Raw genomic sequence first — 24825 nt, 5'->3', positions numbered from 1 at the left:
CGGGCCGGCCGGTCTCACTCCTGCGGACCGGTCCAGTCCAGGCAGACCACCACCGCGTCGTCGACCAGGTCACCGGCGACGAAGGCGCGCAGGTCCCCGATGAGCGAACGGACCGCGTCCATCGGCGTCATCGGTCCGGTACGCCGCAGGAACCGGTCCAGCGCCGTCTCGCCGTACCGGACGTGCTGCCCGGTCGCGTCGATCACGCCGTCGCTGAGCACGAACAGCCGGTCGCCACGGCGCAGCTCGAAGCTCTGGTGCTGGTAGTCGGTGCCCTCGAACATGCCCAGCGGGAACTGCTTGTCGAGCACCTGCTCGCTGACCTCGCCGTCGCGCAGCAGCACCAGCCGGGGCGACCCGGCGTCCACCGCCGTCAGCACCCCGGTGGCCAGGTCCAGCTCCATCACCAGGGCGGACAGGTGCTGCTCGCCCCGGTGCAGGGCGTAGACCGCCTGGTCGGCGAGGGCTACCTGGTCGGCGAGGGCCAGGCCGCCCCGGCGCGCGTTGCGCAACGCGTGGGTGGCCAGCGCGGTGAGCATCGAGGCGGCCACCCCCTCACCGGTGCCGTTGATGGCCGACAGCCACAGCCTGGTGCCGTCGTCGGACCAGTCGAAACTGTCCCCGCGCACCGCGTACGCCGGTTCGAGCTGGCCGGCGAGGCGGAACGAGGGCCGGTCCCGGCTGCGCCCGGGCAGCAGTTCCCACTGCATCTCGGCGGCGAGGGTGAGCCGCCGGGCCCGGCGGGAGGCCCGGTAGACGTCGGTGCCGGCGGTGACCGCGGCCAACTCGTGCCCCAGGGCGGTGGCGATGCGGGTCAGCTCGTCGACCGCCGTCCGGTCCTCGGGCACGGGGGCCAGCCGCAGCACCCCACGCCGCTCACCCCGCATGCCGACGGGGAACCAGCCGGCCCCGTCGGCGAGCACCGGCTGCTGGTGGTCGTAGCAGCGCCAGGCCGGGTGACCGGGCCCGGTCAGCGGGTCGCCGCCACCCAGTGGCAGCAGCACCGACAGCCGGTAGTCGACCTGGAACAGATCCACGTCGGTGATCCGGTAGGACCGCCCCAGCTCGTCGGCGAGCCGTTCCAGCAGCAGGTCCGCGGGTGACTCGGTCAGCACCCGTCGGGCCCGGCACTCGGGTCCGCTGGTCATGCACGCCTCCTGACAGGGCAGATCCCCTGGTACGGGGGGTAGTCTCGGGCCCACCATGGCCGAAGAAAGCGGTCCTAGCGGACCAGACGTGAGTATGGCCGCCGAGCTGGACGCCGCGACAGGGGCCCTGCTCTCCGTGTGGGAGGCGGCCCGGGAGAGCACCACCAGCCGGCTGTCCAGCGCGCAGTTACGTGCCGTCATGGTGGTCGAACGGCACGACGGGATCAACCTGCGCCGGCTCGCCACCCTGCTCAACATGCTGCTCTCCTCGGCGAGCCGGCTCTGCGACCGGCTGGTCGCCGCCGGCATGCTGGAGCGGGAGCCGGGCCGGTCGGACCGGCGGGAGATCGCCCTGCACCTGACCCCGGAGGCGACCCGCCTCCTGGCCGAGCTGCGCCGGGACCGCCGGCAGCGGCTCGCCGCCGTGCTGGCCGGGATGAGCGGCGAGGGCCGGGGGGCGTTGCTGCGCGGGCTGGTGGAGTTCGACCGGGTGGCGCGGGCCCGGGAGGGGGAGGGCGGTCCGGTGGTCGAGTTACCGTCCGCGCCGCCCCCGCCGAGGGCCCGCCCCGGCGACGGCGCCCCGGCGGCCCGTTCGGCCTGATCCGGCGGTCACGGGGTCGTGGTCAGCAGGGTCCGGGCCTGACGCAGGTAGTTCCCGGCGTGCGGGTGCTCGGTCAGCGCGGTGGCGCACACCCGGAGCATGGTGTCCAGCAGTGGGGAGCCGTCCCGGGCGTCGGGCACCTCCGTCTGCCAGCGGACGAACTCGACGAGCAGCCCCGGGTCGCCGACCCGGATCGCCGCGGCCAGCGCGTCGACCAGCTGGGCGACCGCGCCGGCGACGTCCTCGACCCGGTCGGGCTCCGGGGCCACCTCGCGGAGCACGAGCTGCACGAGGTCACGGCGGCGGCGCAGCACCGCGACGTACTCGTCGGTGCCGGCCGCCGGGACGGGCCCGGTGGGCGTCGTCGGGCACAGCGGGCCGGCCAGCAGCCGGGCCGCGTCCCGGGCGGTCGCCCCCCAGGCGACGGCACCGACGGCGGCGGCCCAGCGGCCGTCCGGGCCGAAACCCGGGCCACCGGCCACCACCGGCACCCCGGCCGCCCGGCACGCCTCGATCATCCGCCCCGCCCGGATCAACCGGCTCGGCTGCACGCAGCTCAGCAGCACCGCGTCCGGGCCGGTCTGGTGCAGGTAGGAGACCAGGTGCCGGACCGGCACGCTGGCACCGAGGAAGGTGACCCGCCAGCCGGCGGCGCGGACCACCTCGACGACGATCCGGGCGGCCAGCGCGTGCCACTCGCCCTCGACGCAGGCCATCACCACGTGCCCCCGGTCGCCCGTCGGGCCGCTGCGGGCGGCGACCGCCTCGACCACCCGCTCGCTGACGTGGGTGGCGGCGTGTTCCTGGGCGACGCTCCACCTGCCGGTCAACCAGCGCAGCCCCACCTCGCGCTGGGTCACGGCGACCAGGTCCACCAGGACGTCGGCCACCGACGAGCCGGCGTCCAGCAGCCCGGTCGCGATCCGGGTGGCGGCGGGCAGGTCGGCCCGGTCCAGACAGTCGAGGTACGCCGCGACGACCTCCGGGCCCACCACGGCCGGCCCGGGGACGGCCGGCGGGCCGGGGGCCGCGGCGGTCGGCCCGTCCGGTCGGCTCACGCCGGGTCCGCCGCGCGGACGGCCAGCATCGCGATGTCGTCGTGGCTCTCTCCGTCCAGCCACTCGTCGACGAGTTGGAGCAGCCAGTCGATCACGGCGGCGGGCGGCAGGCCGGCCACGGCGGCGAGGGCCTGCCGCAGCCGCTGCTCACCGAACATCTCGACGGCCGCCGCGCCGCCGCGTGCCTCGGTCACCCCGTCGGTGTACGCCAGCAGCAGCTCACCCGGGGCGAGGCGGATCTCCACCTCGACGAAGGTCGCCGAGGCGAACGCGCCGATCGGCATCCCGCCCACCCGGGCCTCGACGATGCTGCCGTCGGCGCGTACCACCAGCGGGGACGGGTGCCCGCCGCCGGCGATACGGACCCGCAGGCCGCCGTCGTCCCCCGGTTCGGTGGTGCCCAGCAGCAGGGTGGTGAACTGGCTGCGCCGGGCGGCGTCGGGGGAGTCGAACAGCGCCCGGTTGAGCAGGGTGACGAGCTCCCGGGGACGCTGCTCGACCAGCCGCAGGGTCTGCAACGACTGGCGTACCCGGCCGGTGAGCACGGCCGCGCCGACCCCCTTGCCGCAGACGTCGCCGAGGGCGAACAGGGCCCCGGTGGCGGTGCGGAAGACCTCGTAGAAGTCGCCGCCGATGCGCAGGCTGTCCCCGGCGGAGCGGTAACCGCCGGCGAGGGTGACGCCGGGCACCGGGGGCAGTTCCGGGGGGAGCAGGCTGTGCTGGAGCACCCGGGCCAGGTGGGCCTGCTCGCCGTAGAGTTCGGCGGCGGCGACCGCGGAGCCGGCGCGGGCGGCGAACTCCCGGGCCAGCTCGATGTCGCGCTGGTCGAAGCCGGGCCGGCCGACCCGCCGGACCAGGATCAGCGCGCCGGCCGGTCCGCCGGCGCTGGGCATCGGGCTGGTCAGCACGGTGCCGGGGCGGCCGAACTCCGGCGGCAGCACGGCGTCCAGGTCGGCCAGTTCGGCGTCGAGCCAGGGACTGGGGTCGGTGGTAGCGCCGCTGAGCGCCTCGACGAGCCCGGGGACCGCGCCGGTCAGCTCCGGGTCGGCGATCCCACCGACCGGGGCGGGGTCGCCGTCGGCGTACCGGAGCCAGTGCGGGACGTCCTCGCCGGGCTGCGGCGGCCGGTGCACGACCAGCGCCGCGTCGGCCAGGTAGGGCACGGGCAGGGTGACGGCGCTGCGCAGGGTCTGCTCGCGGTGCAGCGAGAGCCCGAGCCGGCTGCCGGCCCGGGCCAGGAACGCGGTGCGGGAACGCTCGGCGAGCAACGCGTCGGTGCGGGCGTGTTCGTCGGTGACGTCCCGCACGTACCAGGCGCAGCCCCCGCCGGCCAGGGGACGGCAGACCCCGCGCAGCCGGCGTCCCCGGTGCTCGGCGTCGAACGTCGCGGTGTCGCCGGTGACCGCGCGGGTCAGCGCCGGCACGGTTCCCCGGGTCAGGTCGGTGCCGGGGGTCAGCTCGGGCAGGAGCTGCCCGGCCATGGCGTTGACCAGGGTGACCCGCCCGGCGCGGTCGGTGGTGACCACCGCCTCGGCGAGCCCGTCGAGCAGTTCCCGGGCGAGCTGCGGGTCGGCCGGCAGCGGGCCGTCCGGCGACGGGTGGGCCGGTGCGGGGGAGACCTGTCCGCCCCCGCTCACCGGGCCGGCGTGCCCGTCCCGGTGGGTCGTCGTCACCGCCGGTCGCCGGGCGCGTCGGTCTGTCGACCTCTGCGCATGCTGGGAGTGCTCTCCTCGGTAGGAAATTTGGTTGCCGCAGGGAAAGCGTACCGAGGTGGGCCGGCGATCGGCCAGCGAGGAAGCGGGGGTCACCCCGGCCGGGACAGCCAGCCGGACGGCCGGGCGATGATCCGGCGTACCACCGCACCGGCCCCGCCGACGGCCGCCGACTCGGCCCCGAGCGCCGCCGGCCGGACGGTCACCGGGGACCACCCGCTGGTGAGCACCCGGGCGTCGAGTTCGGCCAGCACCGGCGGGCACAGCCACTGCGCCAGGGTCGCGTACCCGCCGCCGAGCACGACGGTGTCCAGGTCGAGCAGGTTCACCACCCCGGAGACGGCCACCCCGAGCGCGGTGCCGGCGGCGTGCAGCGCGTCGAGCGCGGCCGGGTCGCCGGAGCAGGCCAGGTCGGCCAGCCGGCGGGCGGCGGTGTCGGCTGGCAGGTCCACCCCGGCCAGCCCGGCCGCGGCCAGCACGGCCTCCTGCCCGGCGTACGTCTCCAGGCAGCCGCGCGCCCCGCAGCGGCAGGTGGGGCCGCCCGGATCGACGGGTACGTGGCCCAGTTCCCCGCTCCACCCCCGGGAACCCCGGAACAGCGCCCCGTCGAGCACGATCCCCGCGCCGATGCCGATCTCGCCGGAGACGTGCAGGAAGCTCTGCGGGCCCCCGGGACGGGCGTGCAGCTCGCCCAGCGCGGCGAGGTTCGCCTCGTTCTCCACCACCAGCGGCGGCACCCCGTCGACCGGGTCGGTGAGGGCGGGGTGGCCGGCGAGCAGGGCCGGCACGTCGACGTCCCGCCAGCCCAGGTTGGGGGCGAGCCGGACCAGGCCGCGCGCGTCGACCAGCCCCGGCACGGCCAGGGCCGCCCCGGCCAGGCCGAGGCCGGCGTCGTCGGCGGCGGTCCGCGCCCGTCGGGCCAGGGCGACCAGGTCGGTGAGCGCGTCGGCGGGGGAGAGCGGGCGCAGGTCGACCCGGCGTACCTCGTGGTGCCGGACCGCGCCGGTGAGGTCGACCACGCAGGCGGCGAGGTAGTCGACGTTGACCTCCAGGCCGAGCCCGGCCGGCCCGGTGTCGCCGAGCAGCAGTCCCCGGGCGGGGCGGCCGGCGCCGGTGCGGGGCGCGGGGTCGGCCTCGGTGACCAGCCGGCCGGCGATCAGGTCGTCGACGACGGCCGACACGGTGGCCCGGGTCAGGCCGGTGTCGGCGGCGATCTCGGCCCGGGAGGGCGGCCGGTCGGTCGCGGCGATCCGCCGCAGCACCACGGCGAGGTTGAGTTCGCGCAGGCTGCCCTGGCGGACCGCGCCGGCGGTCCGGGTGTCGGTCACCCCTTGACAGTGCCACAGCACGGCCATTTAATTCAACCACTGAACAAATTGCGGGTGACCCACCCCACCGCCACCATCATCCCCACCGGAGGTCCGCCATGGCACCCCGTCCCACCCCTGCCGACAAGTTCTCCTTCGGGCTCTGGACGGTGGGCTGGCAGGCCCGTGACCCGTTCGGCGACGCCACCCGCCCCGAGCTGGACGCCGTCGAGGCCGTGCACCGGCTCGCCGAACTGGGCGCGTACGGCATCACGTTCCACGACGACGACCTGATCCCGTTCGGTGCCGACAACGCCGCCCGGGAGGCCCAGCTCGCCCGGTTCCGCAAGGCCCTCGACGAGACCGGTCTGGTCGTGCCGATGGTCACCACCAACCTGTTCACCCACCCGGTGTTCAAGGACGGCGGGTTCACCAGCAACGACCGCGACGTCCGCCGCTACGCGCTGCGCAAGGTGCTGCGCAACGTCGACCTCGCCGCCGAGCTGGGCGCCAAGACCTTCGTCATGTGGGGCGGCCGGGAGGGCTCCGAGTACGACGTCGCCAAGGACATCCGGGCCGCGCTGGACCGCTACCGCGAGGCCGTCGACGTGCTCTGCCAGTACGTCGTCGACCAGGGCTACGACCTGCGGTTCGCCATCGAGCCCAAGCCGAACGAGCCGCGCGGCGACATCCTGCTCCCCACCGTCGGGCACGCGCTGGCGTTCATCTCCGAGCTGGCCCGCCCCGAGATGGTCGGCCTCAACCCCGAGGTCGGGCACGAGCAGATGGCCGGCCTCAACTACGCCCACGGCATCGCCCAGGCGCTCTGGCAGGGCAAGCTGTTCCACCTCGACCTCAACGGCCAGCGCGGCATCAAGTACGACCAGGACCTGGTCTTCGGCCACGGCGACCTGATGAACGCGTTCGCCCTGGTCGACCTGCTGGAGAACGGCGGCCCCAACGGCGGCCCGGCGTACGACGGCCCGCGCCACTTCGACTACAAGCCCTCCCGCACCGAGGACATCGCCGGGGTGTGGGCGTCGGCCGAGGCCAACATGGCGACCTACCTGCTGCTCAAGGAGCGGGCGGCGGCGTTCCGGGCCGACCCGGAGGTGGTCGAGGCGCTCGCCGCCAGCAAGGTCGGCGAACTGGCCAGCCCGACGCTGGGCGACGGCGAGGGCTACGCCGGGCTGCTCGCCGACCGGTCCGCGTTCGAGGAGTTCGACGTGGACGCGACGGCCGCGAAGGGCTTCGCCTTCGTGCGGCTCAACCAGCTCGCCGTCGAGCACCTGCTCGGCGCGCGCTGAGGCGGCCCGGCATGCCGCTCGTCGCCGGGGTGGACTCGTCCACCCAGTCCTGCAAGGTGGTCGTCCGGGACGCGGAGACCGGCGCGCTGGTCCGGGAGGGCCGCGCGCCGCACCCGGACGGCACCGAGGTCGACCCACGGGCCTGGTGGGATGCCCTGCTGGCCGCCGTCGAGGCGGCCGGCGGGCTGGCCGACGTGGCGGCCGTGTCGGTCGCCGGTCAGCAGCACGGCATGGTCTGCCTCGACGAGGCGGGCGAGGTCGTCCGGCCGGCGCTGCTGTGGAACGACACCCGGTCCGCCGACGCGGCCCGGGACCTGATCGCCGAGGCCGGCGGCGGGGAGACCGGCCGCCGGTTCTGGGCCGACGCGGTGGGGCTGGTCCCGGTGGCCAGCTTCACCGCCACCAAGCTGCGCTGGCTGGCCCGGCACGAGCCGGAGCGGGCCGCCCGGGTCGCCGCCGTCTGCCTGCCGCACGACTGGCTGACCTGGCGGTTGGCTGGCGCCCCCGGCCTGGCGGCGCTGCGCACCGACCGGGGTGACGCCAGCGGCACCGGCTACTGGTCGCCGGTGACCGGGCAGTACCGCCCCGACCTGCTGGAGAAGGCGTTCGGCCGGGTCGTCGAGGTGCCCACGGTGCTCGGTCCGGCCGCGCAGGCCGGCGTGCTCGACCCGGCCGTGCTCGGCGACGGCCGGGCGGTGCCGGGCGGGGACGTCCTGCTCGGCCCCGGCACCGGGGACAATGCCGCCGCCGCGCTGGGGGTCGGTGCCGGTCCGGGCGACGTGGTCGTCTCGATCGGCACCTCGGGCACGGTCTTCGCGGTGGCGGACACGCCGGCCGCCGACGCCGGTGGCGCGGTGGCCGGGTTCGCCGACGCGACCGGCCGGTTCCTGCCGCTGGTCTGCACGCTCAACGCCGCCCGGGTGCTCGACTCGGCGGCGACCCTGCTCGGGGTCGACCTCGACACCCTGTCCGACCTGGCGTTGAGCGCCCCACCCGGGGCCGACGGCCTGGTCATGGTGCCCTACCTGGAGGGGGAGCGGACCCCGGACCGCCCCACCGCCACCGGCGCGGTGCACGGCCTCACCCTGCGCACCGCCACCCCGGCGCACCTGGCCCGGGCGGCGGTGGAGGGGATGCTCTGCGCACTTGCCGACGGCCTCGACGCGCTGGTCGCCCAGGGCGCGACGGTCGAGCGGGTGATCCTGGTCGGCGGCGGGGCCCGCTCGGCGGCGGTCCGCCGGATCGCGCCGCAGGTCTTCGGCCGTCCCGTGGTGGTGCCGCCGCCCGGGGAGTACGTCGCCGACGGCGCGGCCCGCCAGGCCGCCTGGGTCGCCCTGGGTGGCGCGACGCCACCGGACTGGGCACCGAAGGACACCGAGGAGTACGCGGCGGAGCCCGTCCCCGCCATCCGCCAGCGGTACGCCGAGGCCCGCGACCACACCCTCGACCGGGTGGCCGTGCCCGGGGAGTGACCCACCCGACCGACGACGTCGGCTGGTGACCGGCGCACGGGGGGCCGGTCACCGGCCGACGACCGGTTCCGCCCCGGGTGGGCCGGTCCGGGCGGGGGTGCCCGTCGGCCCGGTAGGCGCACCTGGTTGGCTGCCGGACATGACCGGCAGCAGGACCTCCCGGCGCGGGAACGCGGCGCACCGCCTCTACAGCGTCGTGGTGTTCGTGGTGCTCGCCTCCCTGGACAACGTGGCGATCGGCTTGGTGCCGCCGCTGTACGGGCCGATCTCCGGGGCGCTGGGCGTGCCGCAGCGGATGCTCGGCCTGGTCACGGCGGTGAGCTTCCTGGTCAGTGCGGTCGCGGCGGTGGCCTGGGCGTACGTCGGCGACCGGACCAACCGTAAGCCGCTGCTGATGGTCGGCACGCTGGTCTGGGCGGCCGGCACCGGTGGCAGCGCGTTCGCCACCGGCTTCCCGACGTTCCTCGCCGCGCAGCTGGTCGCCGCGGTCGGGTTGGGCGCGGTCGGCTCGGTCGGGTTCTCCGTGGTCACCGACCTGATCTCCCCGCGCCGCCGGGGGCTGGTGATGAGCTTCTGGGGGCTGTCCCAGGGGGTCGGCACCCTGGCCGGCACGCTCACCGGCGGGCTGCTCGGCGCGACCGACTGGCGACGCCCGTTCCTGCTGCTCACCGTGGTCGGCCTGGCCGCCACAGTGGCCTACCTGCTGACCTACGACATCCGGCGCGGGCAGAGCGAACCGGAGCTGGCCGCGGCGATCGAGGCCGGCGTCGACTACGACTACCGGATCACCCGCTCCGACCTGCCGCGCATCCTGGGTCGGCGGACCAACCGGTGGCTGATCCTGCAGGGCCTCACCGCGCAGGCGGCGTTCGGGTCGCTGGTGTGGCTGCCGGTGCTGTTCGCCGAGCGGGCGCAGGGGCAGGGCTACTCGACGGCGACGGCGGTCGTGGTGGGCAGCGTCTTCGCCACCCTGTTCCAGCTCGGCGGGGTGTTCTCCATCGTCGGCGGGTTGGCCGGGGACGCGCTGCAACGGCGTACCCCCCGGGGGCGGGCCCTGGTCGCGGCGGTCGGCGTGCTCGCGGCGCTGCCGTTCTACCTGGTGTTGTTCTTCGTGCCGATCCGGATCGACGTGCCCGACGGCGGCGGCACCGGCGCGGTGGTGGGTGCGGTGCTGGCCAGCGTGGTGACCGAGCCGACGGTGGGGCTGAGCCTGCTCACCGCCGTCGTCGCGCTGGCGTTGACCTCGGCGAACTCGCCGAACTGGTTCGCCCTGATCGCCGACGTCAACCCGCCTGAGCACCGGGGCACCGTCTACAGCCTGGGCAACCTGGTCAACGGGGTCGGCCGGGCCGCCGGCAACGGGCTGGTCGGCGCGGCCTTCCACGCGCTGCGGGCGGCCTTCCCGCCGCCGTTGAACTACGCCGTCGGGCTGGCCGCGTTCCAGCTCTTCTTCATCCCCACCGGGCTGATGTACTGGCTGGCCTCCCGCACGTCGCCCGGTGACATCGCCGCGGTGGGGGACCTGCTGCACGACCGCGCCGACCGCCACTGACCTGCTGGTGCTGGCCCCGCCCCGGGCTGTCCGTTCCCGCGTCGGCGGTCGTCATGCGGGCGTCCGTGCTGTCAGCGCCTGTCGCCTGCGCGCAGGATCCTTGCGCCGCCCCCGTCCGGCGCAACTGGTCGCTGTCGGGGATGGATACCTCGGTCGGGTCCTTTCGAGCTGATGACGCCAACGAATCACCGCCGGGGGCGGGATCGGGGGGCGACCGAACCACCGCCCCGGGGAGACGGCTCGCCGGCAGATCCGGGCCACCAGGGCAACCCCGGCCCGGTCCGGGTCCGAACCCACTCCGGTCCGGGTCCGAACTCCGGCCCCGGACCGGCTGAGCGCCGGGGCCGGAGTTCGGGCCGGGAGTGGGTCAGGAGTGCCGGACCCAGACCGTGACGTCGGTGGGAACCCGGCCGTCGGCGTCCAGCGGGGCGCTGCTGTGCAGCAGCTCCCCGGCCGGCGGCGGCACCGCGGCCGCGCCGAAGTTGGTCAGCACGGTCAACCCGCCGTTGCGGAAACTCAGCACCTCGTCGCCGGAGGAGAGCCACTCCAGCGTCCCCCGGCCGAGGGCGTGCTCGCGGCGCAGCCGCAACGCGGTCCGGTACGTCTCGTACGTCGAGCCGGGCACCCCCCGCTGCCGGTCCAGGGCGTACTCGGCCCACAGCGGTGGCTGCGGCAGCCAACTGGCGTCGGTGGGGCCGAAGCCGTACGACGGGGCGTCGGCCTCCCACGGGATCGGCACCCGGCAGCCGTCCCGACCGCGCTGGGTGTGACCGCTGCGCTCCCAGGTCGGGTCCTGCCGGGACTCGTCGGGCAGCGTGGTGTGCTCCGGCAGCCCCAACTCCTCGCCCTGGTAGAGGTAGGCCGAGCCGGGCAGGGCGAGCATCAGCAGGGTGGCCGCCCGGCCCCGGCGCAGGCCCAGCGCGGCGTCCGGCTGCGGGTCGCCGATGCCGATGCCGTTGGGTCGGCCGCCCTTGGCGGACAGGCCCATCCGGGAGGCGTGCCGGATGACGTCGTGGTTGGACAGCACCCAGGTGGTGGGGGCGCCGACGGCGTCGGTGGCCTCCAGCGAGCGGGTGATCACCGCGTACTGGGCGGGAGCCGTCCAGGCGGCGAGCAGGTACTCGAAGTTGAACGCCTGGTGCATCTCGTCGGGGCGGACGTAGCGGGCGATCCGTTCGGCCGGTTCCACCCACGCCTCGGCGACGAGGATCCGGTCGCCGTCGTAGGAGTCCAGCACCCGCCGCCAGTCGCGGTAGACCTCGTGGACGCCGTCCTGGTCCCACATCGGCGGGCGCGGCTTGTCCGCCTCGTTGCCGGAGAGGATCTCCTGCGGTTCCTCCCAGTTGGCCAGGTCGGCCTGCTTGATCAGGCCGTGCGCCACGTCCACCCGAAACCCGTCGACCCCCCGGTCCAGCCAGAACCGGAGCACGTCCAGGAACTCGGCACGGATCTCCGGGTTGTCCCAGTTGAGGTCCGGCTGGGCGGTGTCGAACAGGTGCAGGTACCACTGGCCGGGCCGACCGTCCGGCTCGACGAGCCGGGTCCAGGCGGGGCCACCGAAGACGCTCTGCCAGTCGTTCGGCGGCTCGGCACCGTCCGGGCCGAGGCCGTCGCGGAAGATGTACCGGGCCCGCTCGGGGCTGCCGGGGGCGGCGGCGACGGCGGCCCGGAACCACCTGTGCGCCGACGAGGTGTGGTTGGGCACCAGGTCGACGATGACCTTGAGGCCCTTCGCTCGGGCCTCGGCGATCAACCTGTCGGCGTCGGCCAGGCTGCCGAACAGGGGGTCGACGTCGCGGTAGTCGGCGACGTCGTAGCCCGCGTCGGCCTGCGGCGACGGGTAGAACGGCGACAGCCAGACGGCGTCGACACCCAACTCGGCCAGGTGCCCGAGTCGGGCGGTGATGCCGGGCAGGTCACCGATGCCGTCACCGTCGGAGTCGGCGAAGGAACGCGGATAGATCTGATAGATGACGGCCTCGGTCCACCATCCGGGGGCCACGCCCACGGACTGTTCCTGCTGCCTCGCGTCGGTGTTCAGAGCCTTCTCCCTGTGTCGAGCCGGTCGAGCCGTGCGGTCGAATCCGTTCAGTTTGCCCGGGGCGGGCCGGTCGATTCCCGTACCACCAGGCGAGTGGGCAGGATCACCGGCGGGTGCGGCGCGGGGGCGTCCACGCCGGTTCCGCGCGGGGCCGGCACCCGGCCGGCGTCCGGCTCGGCGGCAGCGGCGCCCAGCGGGTCGAGCAGCATCCGGGCGGCGAGCCGGCCCTGCTCGGCGGCGGGTTGGGCGATGGTGGTCAACCCGAGCACGGCGGACAGGTCGTGGTCGTCCACGCCGATCACGCTGACGTCCTGCGGGACGCGCAGCCCCGCGTCGCGCAGCGCGGTCATCGCGCCCATCGCGATCTCGTCGCAGGCGGCGAAGATCGCCGTCGGTGGTTCGCCCCGGGCCAGCAGCTCGACGGTGGCCTGGTTGCCGCCGTGGATGGTGAACTGCGCCTCCATGTCCAGGCGGGGGTCGGGGTGCAGCCCGGCGCGGCGCAGCGCCTCCTGGTAGCCCCGGCGACGGTCGGTGTGGGTGGTGAAGGCCAACTCGTCGTCGGGGTCGCCGGAGATATGGGCGATCCGCCGGTGGCCCAGGTCGAGCAGGTGCCGGGTGGCCGTCCGGGCCGCGGCCACGTCGTCGATCCGCACGCAGGGCCAGCCGGGGACGGTGCTGCCCGAGCTGATCGTGATGCCGGGCAGGTCCAGCTCGGCCAGGGCGGTCAGGTCGGCCGGGCGCAGCGGGGTGGCGACCAGCATGATCGCGTCCACCCGCTTGTGCAGGTTGGCGGTGCGCAGCACCCGTTGCCGCACCTGCTCGCGTCCGCCGAGGTTGTAGAGCAGCAGGTCGTAGCCGGCGTGGTGGAGGAACTCCTCGACCGCCTCGACGACGGTGCCGAAGAACCACCTGGTGATCCGGGGCACCACCACGGCGACCGTGCCGGTCCGGCCGCCGGCCAGCCGGGAGGCGCTCGGCGAGACCGCGTACTGGAGCTGTTCGGCGGCGGCGAGCACCCGGCGGCGGGTCGCGGCCGACACCGTCGGCAGGCCGCGCAACGCCCGGGAGACCGTGGCCGTGGAGACCCCGGCCAGCCGGGCCACGTCGTCGATCCTCGTCACGCTGTCGTTCCCCCGCTCCGCGCCGGCCCCCGTCGCCGCCCGGCAGCACCGGGCGGCGACGGACGGCCGTCAACCCTTGACGCTCCCGGCGAGCAGGCCGCGCACGAAGAAGCGCTGCAGGGACAGGAACACGACAAGCGGTACGACGATCGAGACGAACGCGCCGGCGGTGAGCCGCTGCCACTCGTTGCCCCGGGTGCCGGCCATCTCGGCCAGGCGCACGGTGAGCGGGGCGGTCTCGTTGCCGCCACCGGCGAAGATCAGCGCGACCAGCAGGTCGTTCCAGACCCAGAGGAACTGGAAGATGCCGAACGCCGCCAGCGCCGGGGTGATCAGCGGCAGCACGATGGTGCGGAAGATCTTGGGGTGGGTGGCCCCGTCGACCCGGGCCGCCTCCATCAGGTCCCGGGGGAGCTGCGAGATGAAGTTGTGCAGCAGGAACACCGCGAAGGGCAGGGCGAAGCAGGTGTGCGCGAACCACACCTGGGCGAACTTCTGCTCGTCCACCAGGTTCCAGGCCGGCAGCAGCTGGATGCCGGCCACGGTGACCCCGGTGGAGAAGAACTTCAGCAGCGGCACCAGGGCCATCTGCAACGGCACGATCTGCATCGCGAAGATCGCGATGTAGAGCCAGTCCCGTCCCCGGAAGTTGATCCAGGCCAGCGCGTACGCGGCGAGCGAGGCGAACGCCAGCGGGAAGAGCACCGACGGGATGGTGATGGCCAGCGAGTTGATGAAGTAGCTGGCGAGCTGCCCCGACGACGAGGAGGCACCGAACAGCACGTCCTGGTAGTTCTCCAGGGTGAACTGCGGGTCGGTGAAGACGGTCCACCAGCCGGTGGACTTGATCTCGGCCTCGGGCCGGAACGAGGAGACGAACAGGCCGAACGTCGGGATCGTCCAGAGCAGCGCGATGACGATCGAGACCAGGGTGGCCGTACGGCTGTTGAGCCGGCTACGGACCCGGCCGGCGGCGCTTGTCGGCTTCCCGGTGGCCTGGGCCCCGGCTCCGACGGTGGGCGTGGCGGTGGTCATCTCAGCCCTCCCGCTGTTGACGCAGGTTGCGGATCTGGTAGATCACGATCGGGATCACCAGGATGAAGAGGAAGACCGCCAGGGCGGAGCCCTGCCCGTTCTCGCCGTACCGGAACGCCTGGTTGTACATCTCGTTGGCGATCACGCTGGTGTCGTAGTTGCCGTTGGTGGCGGTCCGGACGATGTCGAAGACCTTCAGCGTGGCGATCGACAGGGTCACCACGACCACGATCAGCGCGGGCCGGATGCTCGGCATGGTGATCTGCCAGAACATCTGCCACGGGCTGACCCCGTCGAGGCGGGCCGCCTCCACGATGTCCGCCGGGATCGCCTTGATCGCGGCGGAGAGCACGACCATGGCGAAACCGGCCTGGATCCACACCATGATCACGATGAGCAGGAAGGTGTTCAGCGGCGAGTCGAGCAGCCACTGCCGGGGTTCGCCACCGAGGCTGACCACGATCTGGTTGAGCAGGCCGATCTGGTCCTGCTCCTCGCTGCGGTAGGCGTAGACGAACTTCCAGATGATGCTGGCCCCGACGAACGAGATCGCCATCGGCAGGAAGATCAGTGACTTGGCGACGGACTCGAACCGGGCCTTGTCCACCATCACGGCGTAGAGCAGGCCGAACGTGGTGGCCACCAGCGGCACCAGCAGCACCCAGATCAGGGTGTTGAGCAGCACCCGGACGATCGAGTCCTCGGAGAACATCCAGCCGTAGTTGCGCAGTCCCACCCAGTTGTCGCTGCCGGCGTCCATGAAGGAGAGCAGCACGGTCCGCAGCGCCGGCACCACCAGCCCGACGGAGAGCAGCAACAGCGTCGGCAGCAGGAAGAAGAGCGCGAACAGACCCTCCCTCGGCTTGCGTCGGCGGGGCAGGGGGCCGCCACCGGTCGAGGCGGCGATGAGCTGCGCCTCCCGACGGCGGGCGAACCAGGCCGGCACCACGTCGAGGAGCAGGAGCAGACCGCCCACCACCGCGACGAAAGCGATCAGCCCGTACATCAGCATGAGGAACTTCGGCTGTTCCTCAGCGAAGTCGAACTCCATCGACCCTCCCTCTCAAGGGTTCGTATCCGACGGGTGGCCCGGTCCGCACCGTGCGGACCGGGCCACCCGTCTCAGATCACTTCCAGCTGTTCTCGATGCCGTTCAGCACCGTGGTGGTGTCCTTGCCGTTGATCCACTCGACCATGCCCTTCCAGAAGGTGCCGTTGCCGACCGCGGCCGGCATCAGGTCGGAGCCGTCGAAGCGGAAGACGGTCTTCGGGTCCTGGAGGATGCCCACGGAGAGCTTGTCCACCGGGTTCGGGACGTTGGCCAGGTCGAGCTTCTTGTTCGCCGACACCCAGTCACCGATCTTGGCGCGGCTGTTGGCGTACTCGCCGGAGGCGAGGTAGGTCTGCACCGCCTGGACCTCGGGACGGTCGGTGAAGGCCGCGACGAACTCGCCGCCACCCAGCACCGGCTTGCCCTTGGCCGGGTCGATCGACGGGAAGTAGAACGCGAAGACGTCGCCGTCCTCGGCCACCTTGGTGCCCTCGGGCCACTGGTTGGCGTAGAAGGACGCCTGCCGGTGCAGGGCGCACTTGCCGGTGGTGATCGGCACGCCGGCCTCCTGGAAGGAGGTGGTGGCGATGCTCTTCACGCCGCCGAAGCCGCCGTTGACGTACTTGTCGTTCTTGAGGATGGTGCCGGCCCGGTTGAGGGCGTCGGCGACCTGCGGGCTGTTGAACGGGATGCCGTGGGTGGTCCACTGGTCGTAGACCTCGGGCCCGGCCGTACGCAGCAGCACGTCCTCGATCCAGTCGGTGGCCGGCCAGCCGGTGGCGTCACCGGACTCGATGCCCGCGCACCACGGCTTGGTGCCGCTGGCCGCGATCGTGTCGGAGAGCTTGATCAGCTCGTCCCAGGTGGTGGGGACCGTCCAGCCCTTCTCCTTGAAGGTCTTCGGCGAGTACCAGACGAACGACTTGACGTTCGAGCCCAGCGGGGCGCCGTAGAACTGGCCGTTGATGGTGGTGTACTTCAGCCAGTCGGGGGAGAAGTTCGCCTCGGCCTCGGTCTTGGTGGCGGCGGAGACGGGCTTGAGGTTGCCGCCGTCGACGAACCGCTTGACCAGGCCCGGCTGCGGGATGAAGGCCAGGTCGGGCGCGTTGCCGCCCTGCACCCGGACGGGGAGCTGGGCCTCGAACTCGCCGGAGCCCTCGTGGTCGATCTCGATGCCGGTGCAGTCCTCGAACTGCTTCCAGGACTGGGCCAGCCGGTCGGCCTCGATGTCCCGGATCGACGAGTAGATCGTGACCTTCTTGCCGTCGTTGTCACCGTACTTCTCGTATGCGGCGCATTCGGCCGAACCCGCGTTGCTGCTCTTCTTGTCGTTGCCGGTGCCACAGGCGGCGGCGCCGAGCGCCAGCCCCAGCACGCCGGCGATCGCGAGAGCCTGGCGTGATCTGGCAAACGCCATGCCGTTCTCCTTCCTTGCCGGCGCGCCCACAGGTGGGGGAAACCCGACGCCGGTCCGATGAGTCGTCCCCACATGTAAGCGCTTGCATCCCGATCGGTCCACCCCCTGCCGGACACGGCCCGGTAACAATCCCGAAACCCCCTCACCGCAGGTGGATGCGCTCCCACCCGTGGTCACCGACTAGGGGTAGGCAGGGGTCGGCGCGGGTTGGCATCGATGGCGATATCTGCCACCCTCGGGGCAAGGTATTGAAGGATCTCGACATCGGAGGTGTGCGGTGCGCAGACGGTGGAGCCTGCTGGCGGCAGCCCTGCTGGTCACCGGGGCCCTGGTCCCGGCCGGTCCGGCCTGGGCCGCGCCCACGTTCAAGGTGCCCTTCCCCTGCAACCAGTCCTGGTCCGGCCAGACCCGGTCGGACCACAGCCCGGCGAACGCGATCGACTTCAACCGCACCGACGACCTCGGCGACCCGGTGGTCGCCAGCGCCCCGGGCACCGTCGACCGGGTCACCGACCTCGGCGGCACGAGCTACGGCAAGTACGTCCGGATCGACCACGGCGGCGGCTACACGACCTACTACGCCCACCTCAACGGCTTCAACGTCTCGGTCGGCCAGCAGGTCGGCTACGGCAAGGTGATCGGCTGGGTCGGCAGCACCGGCGGCTCCACCGGCCCGCACCTGCACTACGAGCAGCGCCTCAACGGCGACGACATCAAGGTCAAGTTCAACGGCACGCTCGCGCTGTACTGGGGCACCAAGACGTACACCAGCGGAAACGGCTGCTCCAGCGGCACCGGGTCGGGCACGGTCGACACCGCCGGCTCCCCGCTGACCGTGCGCTCCGGGCCGGGCACCGGCTACGCGTCGGTCGGCACGGTCGCCGACGGCGCCAAGGTCACCATCGGCTGCCAGACCAGCGGCACCACGGTCACCGGCACCTTCGGCACCAGCGCGATCTGGGACCGGATCGGCTCCGACCGGTTCGTCGCCGACGCCTACGTCTACACCGGCCACGACGGCTACATCCCCAACGTGCCCCGCTGCTGAGCCCGCGGGCACCGGGCCGCCGGGCCCGGTGCCCGGTCAGCCGTTGAGCCGCCAGATCGAGAGGTTCAGCGCGGCGGCGAAGGTGACCCAGGCCCAGTAGGGCAGCAGCAGGGCCGCCGCCGGCCGGGAGATCCGCCGGAAGGCGACCACCGTCACCGCGATCGCCAGCCACATCAGCACGATCTCGGCGAAGGCCAGGCCGTAGCGTCCCGCGCCGAAGAACAGCGGGGTCCAGACCGCGTTGAGCGCCAGCTGGACCGTCCACGCCCACAGCGCCGGGCCGAAGCCGACCCGCCGCCACGCCAGCCAGCCGGCGACCGCGATCAGCGCGTACAGCACGGTCCAGACCGGGCCGAACAGCCAACCCGGCGGGGCCCAGGCCGGCTGCTGGAGCGAGGCGTACTCGTCGCGGGTGCCGGACACCCCCAACCCGCCGATCGCGGCGGCGACCGCGACGGCCGCGCCGAAGCCGAGCAGCACCCACCAGGTCCGCGCCGTGCCGGTCCGCCGGTCGCTCCGGATTATCTCCATGGTCGAGATATTTCCCCGGTACGCCCGCCCAAACCCGGTTGCGGCCCACCGGACAGCACGACGCCGGGGTCGTCGGTGCCGGACGCTCCTGTCTGGGAGGACGGAGCTTCCGGGGGCGACGACCCCGGCGGGTCAGGTGCGGGTACCGGCGTCAATTGAAGATGCTGACACCACCCGGGCCGACCAGAAGGCCGACCACGATGAGGACGATGCCCCACAGGATCTGCCGGCGGAACAGCGCGAGGATGCCGGCGACCACGAGTACGACTGCGAGAATCCAGAGAATCAGCTCCATGGTTGCTGAATACCCGGCGTCCGGATTCCGAAAACCTGGTTCTCAGTCGATCTGATCGCCGCCCAGGTGGAAGACGCTGTACGCCTGTTTGATCACTGGATGGGCGACGTTGCGTACGCGTACCCCGCCCGGGGTGACGCCGCGTTCGCTGCCGGCGTGCGCGTGCCCGTGCAGGGCGAGCGCCGTCGGCGCCGAGTCGATCGCCTGACCGAGCTGGTACGACCCGAGGAACGGGTAGATCTCCAGCGGCTCCCCGGCCAGCGTGTCCGGTACCGGGGCGTAGTGGGTCAGCGCGACGAGCAGGTCGCAGTCCAGCCCGCGCAGCGCCTCGCCCAACGCCGCCGCGCTCTCGTTGCTGGTGCGCACGAAGGACTTCATCTCCGGCTCGCCGAAGTCGCTGGCGCACCGGCCGGCGAACCCGCCGCCGAAGCCCTTGACGCCGGCCACCCCGAGCCGGCCGCCGGGGCAGTCCAGCACCGTGCCGGTCCCCTCCAGCACGGTGATCCCGGCATCCTCCAGCACCTTGACCACCTGCGGCACCTGGTCGCACTGGTGGTCGTGGTTGCCGAGCACGGTGACCACCGGTACCCCGAGGCCGCCGAACTCCTCGGCGACGCAGCGGGCCTCGGACTCCGTGCCGTGCCGGGTCAGGTCGCCGGCGAGCAGCAGCACGTCGGCGCAGTCGGGCAGCTCCTCCAGGGCCGGGCGGAACCGGCCCAGCACGTCGGCGTCGAGGTGCACGTCGCCGACCGCGGCGATCCGGATCATCGGGTCCTCCTCACGGCAGCTCCTCGACCTGCACCGGGGCCTGGGTGCGGATCACCCCGATGTCGCTGGTGATCGCCTCGTCGGGGAACCGTTCGGCCACCCGGCGCAGGATCTCCGCCCGCCGCTGCGGGCTCTCCACCTCGCCGGTGAGGACCAGCCCGGTTTCCCGGTGGACCACGGTGATGCCCTGCTCGGCGACGTCCGGGTCCTCGGTCAGCAGCCGTTGGATCTCCGCCTCGACGTAGGCGTCCGGCGGGCCGGCGCTGTGCTCGGTCACGGGGTCTCCCTTCCCTCGGGGATGCGGGCGTACGGCACCGGCGTGCCCCCGTACGGGACGACGTCGAGCCGGTCCAGCAGCATCAGGAACGCTTCGGCGTACGGCGAGTGCTGGGTCTCCTTGCGTACCCGCTCCCAGTCGATCTGTTCGCGCAGCGACCGGGCCAGCGGCAGGCCCCGGGCGAAGTCGCAGTAGTGCTGGGAGAAGCTGAGCAGCTTGTGCACCATCAGCCGGGTCGCCGACAGCACCGGCATGTGGATGGCGTCCACCGGGCGGACCACGGTGTCGGCGAGGGTCTCGTGGGTCACCGGGGTCTCCACCGGCCGGTGGATCAGGTCCACCATCCGACCGTCGTCGTAGACCTTGACCAGCCAGTCCTCCGGTGGGCGCTCGGCGGTGAAGCCCTCGTCGGTCAGCGCCTCCAACGCCCGCTCGACATGCTCCTCGGGGAGCAGGAAGTCCACGTCGTGCTCGCTGGAGTGGCCGCCGTGGGCGTAGACGGCGAAGCTGCCGCCGAGGGCGAAGGGGATCTCGTTCTGCTTGAGCACGGCGGCGACCCGCTTGAGGGTGTGCAGGAGGCTGACGTCCCCGCGCTCGGCCATCTGGTCTCTCCCGTCGTGGATGGTCGGTGGGAAATGACGTTGCGTACCCGGCTGTCCGCCGGCCCACACCTGCCCGGCGTGCCGGTCCCGGTCATCGCGCCCCGGACGGGCATCAACCGGACGGGGGAGATGCGCCGGTCGGATATCCTGTGCAGGGTGGCCAGATCACGGCGCACGACCGACGGTGGGACCCGACTGCGGCGCGTCGCGCTGATCGGCATCGACGGCTCGGGCAAGACCACCCAGGCGTACCGGCTCGCCGCCGCGCTCACCGCGGCCGGCCGACCCGCCACCTACCACCGCAACGCGGGCGGCCGGCGCTGGCTGGGCCGGCTCGCCGCCCGGTTCGGCCGGGCCGACGCCCAGCTGCTGGTGGGCCGGGGCGGGATGCTCGCGGTGGAGTCCGTCCTGCGCTGGCTGGCGATCGCCGCCGCGCTGCTCAGTTGCCTGGTGACCGGCCGTACCGCCGTGATGGACCGCTACTCCGCCTGCCAGTACGCCAGCATCCGGGCGCACGGTGGGCAGCGGTGGGAGCGGCTGGCCCGGGCCGGCTACCGGGTCTTCCCCGCACCGCAGGTCACCTTCCTGCTCGCCGTCGACCCGGTCGAGGCGTACCGGCGGATCGAGCGGCGCGGGGAGGACCACGAGACGATGGGGTGGCTGACCGCCGCCGACGCGGCGTACCGGTCGTTGCCCGAGTACCCGGGCTTCGTGGTGGTCGATGCCGGCGGCGGGCCCGACGAGGTGTCCCGGCGGATCCGGGCGCACCTGGCGCGCTGGTTGCCGCCGGAGGAGGCCGGGCCGGTCGTCGACGATCCGCCGGACGACACCGGCCCGTCCGCCCCGCAGGCCGAAGGCGGGCCCCGGGAGCCGGTCGCCGCACAGACCCGCCCGTAGACCGAGCCGATTCCACCGGACCGGCCGAGGCGCGTCAGGCTGCGCAAATGGGAGTCTGTGCCGGCACGCCCCCGGACCGGGGGATACTTCCTGTCGGATACGCGCGGTCGTGGTTGACGCTCGCGGCTCATGAAAGTAAGTTTCATCCGTGGCGAAAAGTCCGAAGATTTCCGCGAGTCACGAGCCGGGTGGACTGATCGTCCACATCAGTGGCCTGCTCCCGTCGCTGTCCCCCGCCGAGCAGCGGGTCGCCCGACTGGTCGTCGCCGACCCGGCCGATGCCGCCCGACGGACCATCACCGACCTCGCCACCGCCGCCGAGACCTCCGAGGCCACCGTCATCCGGTTCTGCCGGTCCGTCGGCATGGACGGCTACCCGCAGTTGCGGATCCGGCTCGCCGCCGAGGCCGCCCGCCGGATCGAGCCGCCGGACGCCCGGGTGGTCGGCGGGGACATCCCGCCCGGCGCCGACCTGGCCCAGATCATCGCCACCATCTCCTTCAACGACGCGCGGGCCGTCGAGGAGACCGCCGAGCAGCTCGACCCGGCCGTCTGCGAGCAGGTCGTCGAGGCGATCGTCAGCGCCGGCCGGATCGAGGTCTACGGTGCCGGCGCGAGCGGGTTCGTCGCCTCGGACTTCCAGCAGAAGCTGCACCGCATCGGGCGGATCGCGTTCTCCTTCCCCGACGTGCACACCGCGCTGACCTCCGCCGCCCTGCTCGGCAAGGGCGACGTGGCGATCGGCATCTCGCACAGCGGCACCACCTCCGACGTGATCGAGGTGCTCGAACAGGCCCGCTCCCGGGGGGCGGTCACCGTCGCGCTGACCAACTTCCCCCGCTCGCCGATCACCGAACGGGCCGACTTCGTCCTCACCACCGCCGCCCGCGAGACGACGTACCGGTCCGGGGCGATGGCCAGCCGGCTCGCCCAGCTCACCGTGGTGGACTGCCTCTTCGTCGGGGTGGCCGCCCGCAACCGGGCCCGGGCCCGGCGGGCGCTGGAGGTCACCGCCGAGGCGGTGCGAACACACCGGGTCGGCGGCAGTCGGAGGCGCTCGTGACCACCGGCCGGGTCGGGCCGGACGACGTGGTGGGGCAGCGGGGCGGCGAGGGCATGGTCGACCTGCGGCCGATGGTCCGGGTCGGCGCTCCGACCGAACGGCGCAACCCGCACAGCACCGACCTCGACCTGATGTCGACCCGGGACGTGCTCACCGTGATCAACGACGCGGACCGCCGGGTGCCGGCGGCGGTGGCCGCCGTCCTGGACGAGATCGCGGTGACCGTCGACCTCGCGGTGACCGCGCTGCGCGGTGGGCACCGGGTGCACTACTTCGGGGCCGGCACCTCCGGCCGGCTCGGGGTGATCGACGCCGCCGAGCTGGCCCCCACCTTCAACTCCCCGCGCGGCTGGTTCTGCGCCCACCTGGCCGGCGGGCCGGACGCGATGTGGCAGGCCGTGGAGGACGCCGAGGACGACCTGGCCGGCGGGGCCGGCGAGGCCGCCGGCTGCGTCACCGCCGGGGACCTGGTGGTCGGGCTGGCGGCCAGCGGACGCACCCCGTACGTCCTGGGCGCACTCGCCGCGGCCCGGCAGCGGGGGGCCTCGACCGTGCTGCTCTGCGCCAATCCGGAGGTCCGGGCGGCGGCCGAGGTCGACGTGGTCATCGGGGTCGACACCGGCCCCGAGGTGGTGACCGGCTCGACCCGGATGAAGGCGGGCACCGCGCAGAAGCTGGTGTTGAACACCTTCTCCACGGCGGTGATGGTGCGACTGGGCCGGGTCTACTCCAACCTCATGATCGACATGGTGGCCACCAACGCCAAGCTGCGCGGCCGTATGATCTCCATCCTGATCGAGGCGACCGGCTGCTCCGAGGAGGTCTCCCGGCGGGCCCTGCACGAGGCCGACGGCGACCTGAAGACGGCCCTCGTCTCGCTGCTGTCCGGGGTCGAGGTCGACGCGGCCCGCGCCGCGCTGGCCCGGACCGCGCACCACGTCCGGGGCGCCATCGCCCTGCTCGCCTCCTGAGCCGTCCCCTCCCGCCGGGGCGACCCGCGGGAGGGTGCGCCGGGGTGTCACCCTGCGGGGGTGACACAGAACACCGTGCTGGGGGGACGTCGGCCACGCCACGGATTGTTGTTCCGGGCGTGGGGTAATCCAGGACCGCCTGGTGAACCGACCGGTCCACCGGCCCGTATCTGGCAGTGACTCCGATCGCAGCCGGACGGTGACGAGGGTCGCGGTTTACCGGGGCACCGCAATGAGGCGGGGGCCCGACGGGCAGCCGTCGACACCCGTGCCGACCAGCGGCGATCGGGCAGCCGGCAGATGGCCCCACGGGGCCGCTGACAGCAAACGTGGACCGGGCTTTCAGCTGGTACTCAGGCATTCGTGACACTTTCGACTCACGACATGGAATCCCCGACCCGTCTCGACTGTTGTGCAGGTGTCAGCACCGGCGGGCAGCAGGGGCGTTGCACGGGGGAGGGCTGATGGACGTGGGGATGGCAAGGAACCGGGCAACCGGCGCGAGCGAGGGGACCGTGGACACCGTGGACAAGAACATCGGCATGCGAACCGACGAGGTCGCCGAGGAGCGTGACCTGGTCGGCGTCTACCTTCACGAGATCTCCCGGACGCCACTGCTGGACGCCGCCAAGGAGGTCGATCTCTCCAAGGCGATCGAGGCCGGCCTCTACGCCGAGCACCTGCTCGGCGAGGACCGCGTCCCCGCCGGTGTCGACCGGGACGACCTGGAGCGGCTGGTCGTCGAGGGGGAACGGGCGAAGGATCTCTTCATCCGGGCCAACCTGCGGCTGGTCGTGTCGATCGCCCGCCGGTACGTGCGCTCCGGGATGCCCATGCTGGACCTGATCCAGGAGGGCAACACCGGTCTGGTGCGCGCGGTCGAGAAGTTCGACTACGAGCGGGGCTACAAGTTCTCCACCTACGCCACCTGGTGGATCCGGCAGGCGATCAGCCGGGCCATCGCGCAGCAGGAACGCACCGTCCGGCTGCCCGTGCACCTGGTCGAGGACGTCAACCGGATGCGCAACGTGGCCCGGCAGCTCACCCGTGAGCTGGGTGGCGACCCGGAGCCGGAGCAGATCGCGGCGGCCCTCGGCGTCACCGTCGAGCGGGTCAACGAGCTGGTCCGCTGGTCGCAGGACACGGTGTCGCTGGACACCCCGGTCGGCGACGACGGCGACACCAACCTCGGTGACCTGGTGGCCGACAGCGACGCCCCGTCCCCGGAGGACATCGTCCTCACCGGGTTGGAGCGGCAGCGCATCGAGGGCCTGCTCAACCACCTCGACGACCGGTCCGCCGGCATCATGCGGGCCCGGTACGGCCTGGAGGACGGGCGGGAGCACTCGCTGACCGAGGTCGCGTCCCGGTTCTCGCTGTCCCGGGAGCGGATCCGCCAGCTGGAGATCCAGGCGCTCGGCCGGCTGCGTGAGCTGGCCCGCGCGGAGGGCCTCCAGGCGGCCTGAGCTGGTGGTCCTGCAAGCAGTCTGAGCTGGTAGTAATGACGGCGAACGGCCGGCGTCCGATAGGGGGACGCCGGCCGTTCGCCGT

23 protein-coding genes are annotated in these 24825 nt (G+C 73.2%); 9 read left to right on the top strand and 14 right to left on the bottom strand.

The annotated features are described in order from the left end of the window. Nucleotides 1-14: 14 nt before the first annotated feature. On the bottom strand, nucleotides 15-1148 hold the full coding sequence (locus B5D80_RS05835) for a PP2C family protein-serine/threonine phosphatase (protein WP_088642740.1): 1134 nt from the start codon (nucleotides 1146-1148) through the stop codon (nucleotides 15-17). 94 nt (nucleotides 1149-1242) lie between these two features. Between B5D80_RS05835 and B5D80_RS05830 the strand changes: the two genes are divergently transcribed. After that, nucleotides 1243-1749: a MarR family transcriptional regulator gene (locus B5D80_RS05830; RefSeq protein ID WP_088642739.1), complete on the top strand. Its 507-nt coding sequence runs from the start codon at nucleotides 1243-1245 to the stop codon at nucleotides 1747-1749. Nucleotides 1750-1757: 8 nt separating this feature from the next. Here the strand turns inward: B5D80_RS05830 and B5D80_RS05825 are convergent, their stop codons facing one another. The 3 genes from B5D80_RS05825 to B5D80_RS05815 all read right to left on the bottom strand — a co-directional run bounded on the left by B5D80_RS05825 (nucleotide 1758) and on the right by B5D80_RS05815 (nucleotide 5874). Further along, nucleotides 1758-2807 carry a cobalamin B12-binding domain-containing protein gene (locus tag B5D80_RS05825; RefSeq protein ID WP_245854270.1) on the bottom strand — a complete coding sequence of 350 codons (1050 nt, stop codon included), beginning with the start codon at nucleotides 2805-2807 and terminating at the stop codon, nucleotides 1758-1760. Beyond that, nucleotides 2804-4480 carry a PP2C family protein-serine/threonine phosphatase gene (locus B5D80_RS05820; protein WP_211291411.1) on the bottom strand — a complete coding sequence of 559 codons (1677 nt, stop codon included), beginning with the start codon at nucleotides 4478-4480 and terminating at the stop codon, nucleotides 2804-2806. The genes B5D80_RS05825 and B5D80_RS05820 overlap by 4 nt, the downstream gene beginning before the upstream one ends. Nucleotides 4481-4611: 131 nt before the next feature. After that, nucleotides 4612-5874, bottom strand: coding sequence for an ROK family protein (locus B5D80_RS05815; RefSeq protein ID WP_088642738.1), 1263 nt, complete (start codon nucleotides 5872-5874; stop codon nucleotides 4612-4614). Between the two features lie 71 nt (nucleotides 5875-5945). On the opposite strand from B5D80_RS05815, the gene xylA reads away from it, so the two are divergent. The 3 genes from xylA (at nucleotide 5946) to B5D80_RS05800 (ending at nucleotide 10157) form a co-directional block, all read left to right on the top strand. Then, nucleotides 5946-7133: a xylose isomerase gene (gene xylA / locus B5D80_RS05810; protein WP_088642737.1), complete on the top strand. Its 1188-nt coding sequence runs from the start codon at nucleotides 5946-5948 to the stop codon at nucleotides 7131-7133. Nucleotides 7134-7144: 11 nt separating this feature from the next. After that, complete coding sequence (xylB, locus tag B5D80_RS05805) at nucleotides 7145-8605, top strand: xylulokinase (RefSeq protein ID WP_088642736.1); 1461 nt, start codon at nucleotides 7145-7147, stop codon at nucleotides 8603-8605. Between the two features lie 139 nt (nucleotides 8606-8744). Continuing rightward, nucleotides 8745-10157: an MFS transporter gene (locus tag B5D80_RS05800; protein WP_088642843.1), complete on the top strand. Its 1413-nt coding sequence runs from the start codon at nucleotides 8745-8747 to the stop codon at nucleotides 10155-10157. Between the two features lie 367 nt (nucleotides 10158-10524). On the opposite strand, the gene B5D80_RS05795 is transcribed toward B5D80_RS05800, so the two are convergent. From B5D80_RS05795 to B5D80_RS05775, 5 genes are all read right to left on the bottom strand, one after another. Beyond that, nucleotides 10525-12198, bottom strand: coding sequence for a glycoside hydrolase family 13 protein (locus B5D80_RS05795; protein ID WP_425437168.1), 1674 nt, complete (start codon nucleotides 12196-12198; stop codon nucleotides 10525-10527). A gap of 47 nt (nucleotides 12199-12245) precedes the next feature. After that, on the bottom strand, nucleotides 12246-13319 hold the full coding sequence (locus B5D80_RS05790; protein WP_088642735.1) for a LacI family DNA-binding transcriptional regulator: 1074 nt from the start codon (nucleotides 13317-13319) through the stop codon (nucleotides 12246-12248). A 69-nt stretch (nucleotides 13320-13388) separates the two neighbouring features. Further along, nucleotides 13389-14354 (bottom strand): carbohydrate ABC transporter permease, encoded by a 966-nt coding sequence (locus B5D80_RS05785; RefSeq protein WP_088642734.1) that lies wholly within the window; start codon nucleotides 14352-14354, stop codon nucleotides 13389-13391. 1 nt (nucleotide 14355) lies between these two features. Beyond that, nucleotides 14356-15405: a carbohydrate ABC transporter permease gene (locus B5D80_RS05780; RefSeq protein WP_088642733.1), complete on the bottom strand. Its 1050-nt coding sequence runs from the start codon at nucleotides 15403-15405 to the stop codon at nucleotides 14356-14358. A gap of 76 nt (nucleotides 15406-15481) precedes the next feature. Next, the gene (locus B5D80_RS05775; protein WP_088642732.1) at nucleotides 15482-16822 is read right to left on the bottom strand and encodes an ABC transporter substrate-binding protein; all 1341 of its coding nucleotides are present in this window, start codon (nucleotides 16820-16822) and stop codon (nucleotides 15482-15484) included. Between the two features lie 277 nt (nucleotides 16823-17099). Between B5D80_RS05775 and B5D80_RS05770 the strand changes: the two genes are divergently transcribed. Further along, nucleotides 17100-17870: a M23 family metallopeptidase gene (locus B5D80_RS05770; RefSeq protein WP_088642731.1), complete on the top strand. Its 771-nt coding sequence runs from the start codon at nucleotides 17100-17102 to the stop codon at nucleotides 17868-17870. 36 nt (nucleotides 17871-17906) lie between these two features. Here the strand turns inward: B5D80_RS05770 and B5D80_RS05765 are convergent, their stop codons facing one another. The 5 genes from B5D80_RS05765 to B5D80_RS05750 all read right to left on the bottom strand — a co-directional run bounded on the left by B5D80_RS05765 (nucleotide 17907) and on the right by B5D80_RS05750 (nucleotide 20343). After that, nucleotides 17907-18401 (bottom strand): TspO/MBR family protein, encoded by a 495-nt coding sequence (locus tag B5D80_RS05765; protein ID WP_088642730.1) that lies wholly within the window; start codon nucleotides 18399-18401, stop codon nucleotides 17907-17909. A gap of 151 nt (nucleotides 18402-18552) precedes the next feature. Then, nucleotides 18553-18696 (bottom strand): GPGG-motif small membrane protein, encoded by a 144-nt coding sequence (locus B5D80_RS33630; protein ID WP_007464364.1) that lies wholly within the window; start codon nucleotides 18694-18696, stop codon nucleotides 18553-18555. Between the two features lie 42 nt (nucleotides 18697-18738). Next, on the bottom strand, nucleotides 18739-19464 hold the full coding sequence (locus tag B5D80_RS05760; RefSeq protein ID WP_088642729.1) for a metallophosphoesterase family protein: 726 nt from the start codon (nucleotides 19462-19464) through the stop codon (nucleotides 18739-18741). A 10-nt stretch (nucleotides 19465-19474) separates the two neighbouring features. Further along, a complete protein-coding gene (locus tag B5D80_RS05755) occupies nucleotides 19475-19741 on the bottom strand; it encodes a hypothetical protein (RefSeq protein ID WP_088642728.1) in 267 nt (88 codons plus the stop codon). Continuing rightward, nucleotides 19738-20343, bottom strand: a complete 606-nt coding sequence (locus B5D80_RS05750; RefSeq protein WP_088642727.1) for a nucleotidyltransferase — start codon at nucleotides 20341-20343, stop codon at nucleotides 19738-19740. Before B5D80_RS05750 ends, B5D80_RS05755 begins: the two co-directional genes overlap by 4 nt. 156 nt (nucleotides 20344-20499) lie before the next feature. On the opposite strand from B5D80_RS05750, the gene B5D80_RS05745 reads away from it, so the two are divergent. The 4 genes from B5D80_RS05745 (at nucleotide 20500) to B5D80_RS05730 (ending at nucleotide 24740) form a co-directional block, all read left to right on the top strand. Further along, nucleotides 20500-21240 (top strand): dTMP kinase, encoded by a 741-nt coding sequence (locus B5D80_RS05745; protein WP_088642841.1) that lies wholly within the window; start codon nucleotides 20500-20502, stop codon nucleotides 21238-21240. Nucleotides 21241-21388: 148 nt separating this feature from the next. Then, nucleotides 21389-22303 carry a MurR/RpiR family transcriptional regulator gene (locus tag B5D80_RS05740; protein WP_088642726.1) on the top strand — a complete coding sequence of 305 codons (915 nt, stop codon included), beginning with the start codon at nucleotides 21389-21391 and terminating at the stop codon, nucleotides 22301-22303. Next, nucleotides 22300-23274 (top strand): N-acetylmuramic acid 6-phosphate etherase, encoded by a 975-nt coding sequence (gene murQ / locus B5D80_RS05735; protein WP_425437165.1) that lies wholly within the window; start codon nucleotides 22300-22302, stop codon nucleotides 23272-23274. Before B5D80_RS05740 ends, murQ begins: the two co-directional genes overlap by 4 nt. Before the next feature lie 476 nt (nucleotides 23275-23750). Then, nucleotides 23751-24740 (top strand): sigma-70 family RNA polymerase sigma factor, encoded by a 990-nt coding sequence (locus tag B5D80_RS05730; protein WP_211291410.1) that lies wholly within the window; start codon nucleotides 23751-23753, stop codon nucleotides 24738-24740. Nucleotides 24741-24825: the final 85 nt, after the last annotated feature.

Source organism: Micromonospora wenchangensis, from assembly GCF_002210435.1.
In the GTDB taxonomy this organism is placed as follows: domain Bacteria; phylum Actinomycetota; class Actinomycetes; order Mycobacteriales; family Micromonosporaceae; genus Micromonospora; species Micromonospora wenchangensis.
This window is presented reverse-complemented; position numbering and strand designations above follow the sequence as displayed.

What these genes read in the sequence shown, in the direction of transcription:
- B5D80_RS05835 (WP_088642740.1), bottom strand. Translation starts at nt 1,148, where the DNA reads ATGACCAGCGGACCCGAGTGCCGGGCCCGACGGGTGCTGACCGAGTCA.
- B5D80_RS05830 (WP_088642739.1), top strand. Translation starts at nt 1,243, where the DNA reads ATGGCCGCCGAGCTGGACGCCGCGACAGGGGCCCTGCTCTCCGTGTGG.
- B5D80_RS05815 (WP_088642738.1), bottom strand. Translation starts at nt 5,874, where the DNA reads ATGGCCGTGCTGTGGCACTGTCAAGGGGTGACCGACACCCGGACCGCC.
- xylA (WP_088642737.1), top strand. Translation starts at nt 5,946, where the DNA reads ATGGCACCCCGTCCCACCCCTGCCGACAAGTTCTCCTTCGGGCTCTGG.
- xylB (WP_088642736.1), top strand. Translation starts at nt 7,145, where the DNA reads ATGCCGCTCGTCGCCGGGGTGGACTCGTCCACCCAGTCCTGCAAGGTG.
- B5D80_RS05800 (WP_088642843.1), top strand. Translation starts at nt 8,745, where the DNA reads ATGACCGGCAGCAGGACCTCCCGGCGCGGGAACGCGGCGCACCGCCTC.
- B5D80_RS05785 (WP_088642734.1), bottom strand. Translation starts at nt 14,354, where the DNA reads ATGACCACCGCCACGCCCACCGTCGGAGCCGGGGCCCAGGCCACCGGG.
- B5D80_RS05780 (WP_088642733.1), bottom strand. Translation starts at nt 15,405, where the DNA reads ATGGAGTTCGACTTCGCTGAGGAACAGCCGAAGTTCCTCATGCTGATG.
- B5D80_RS05775 (WP_088642732.1), bottom strand. Translation starts at nt 16,822, where the DNA reads ATGGCGTTTGCCAGATCACGCCAGGCTCTCGCGATCGCCGGCGTGCTG.
- B5D80_RS05765 (WP_088642730.1), bottom strand. Translation starts at nt 18,401, where the DNA reads ATGGAGATAATCCGGAGCGACCGGCGGACCGGCACGGCGCGGACCTGG.
- B5D80_RS33630 (WP_007464364.1), bottom strand. Translation starts at nt 18,696, where the DNA reads ATGGAGCTGATTCTCTGGATTCTCGCAGTCGTACTCGTGGTCGCCGGC.
- B5D80_RS05760 (WP_088642729.1), bottom strand. Translation starts at nt 19,464, where the DNA reads ATGATCCGGATCGCCGCGGTCGGCGACGTGCACCTCGACGCCGACGTG.
- B5D80_RS05750 (WP_088642727.1), bottom strand. Translation starts at nt 20,343, where the DNA reads ATGGCCGAGCGCGGGGACGTCAGCCTCCTGCACACCCTCAAGCGGGTC.
- B5D80_RS05730 (WP_211291410.1), top strand. Translation starts at nt 23,751, where the DNA reads ATGGCAAGGAACCGGGCAACCGGCGCGAGCGAGGGGACCGTGGACACC.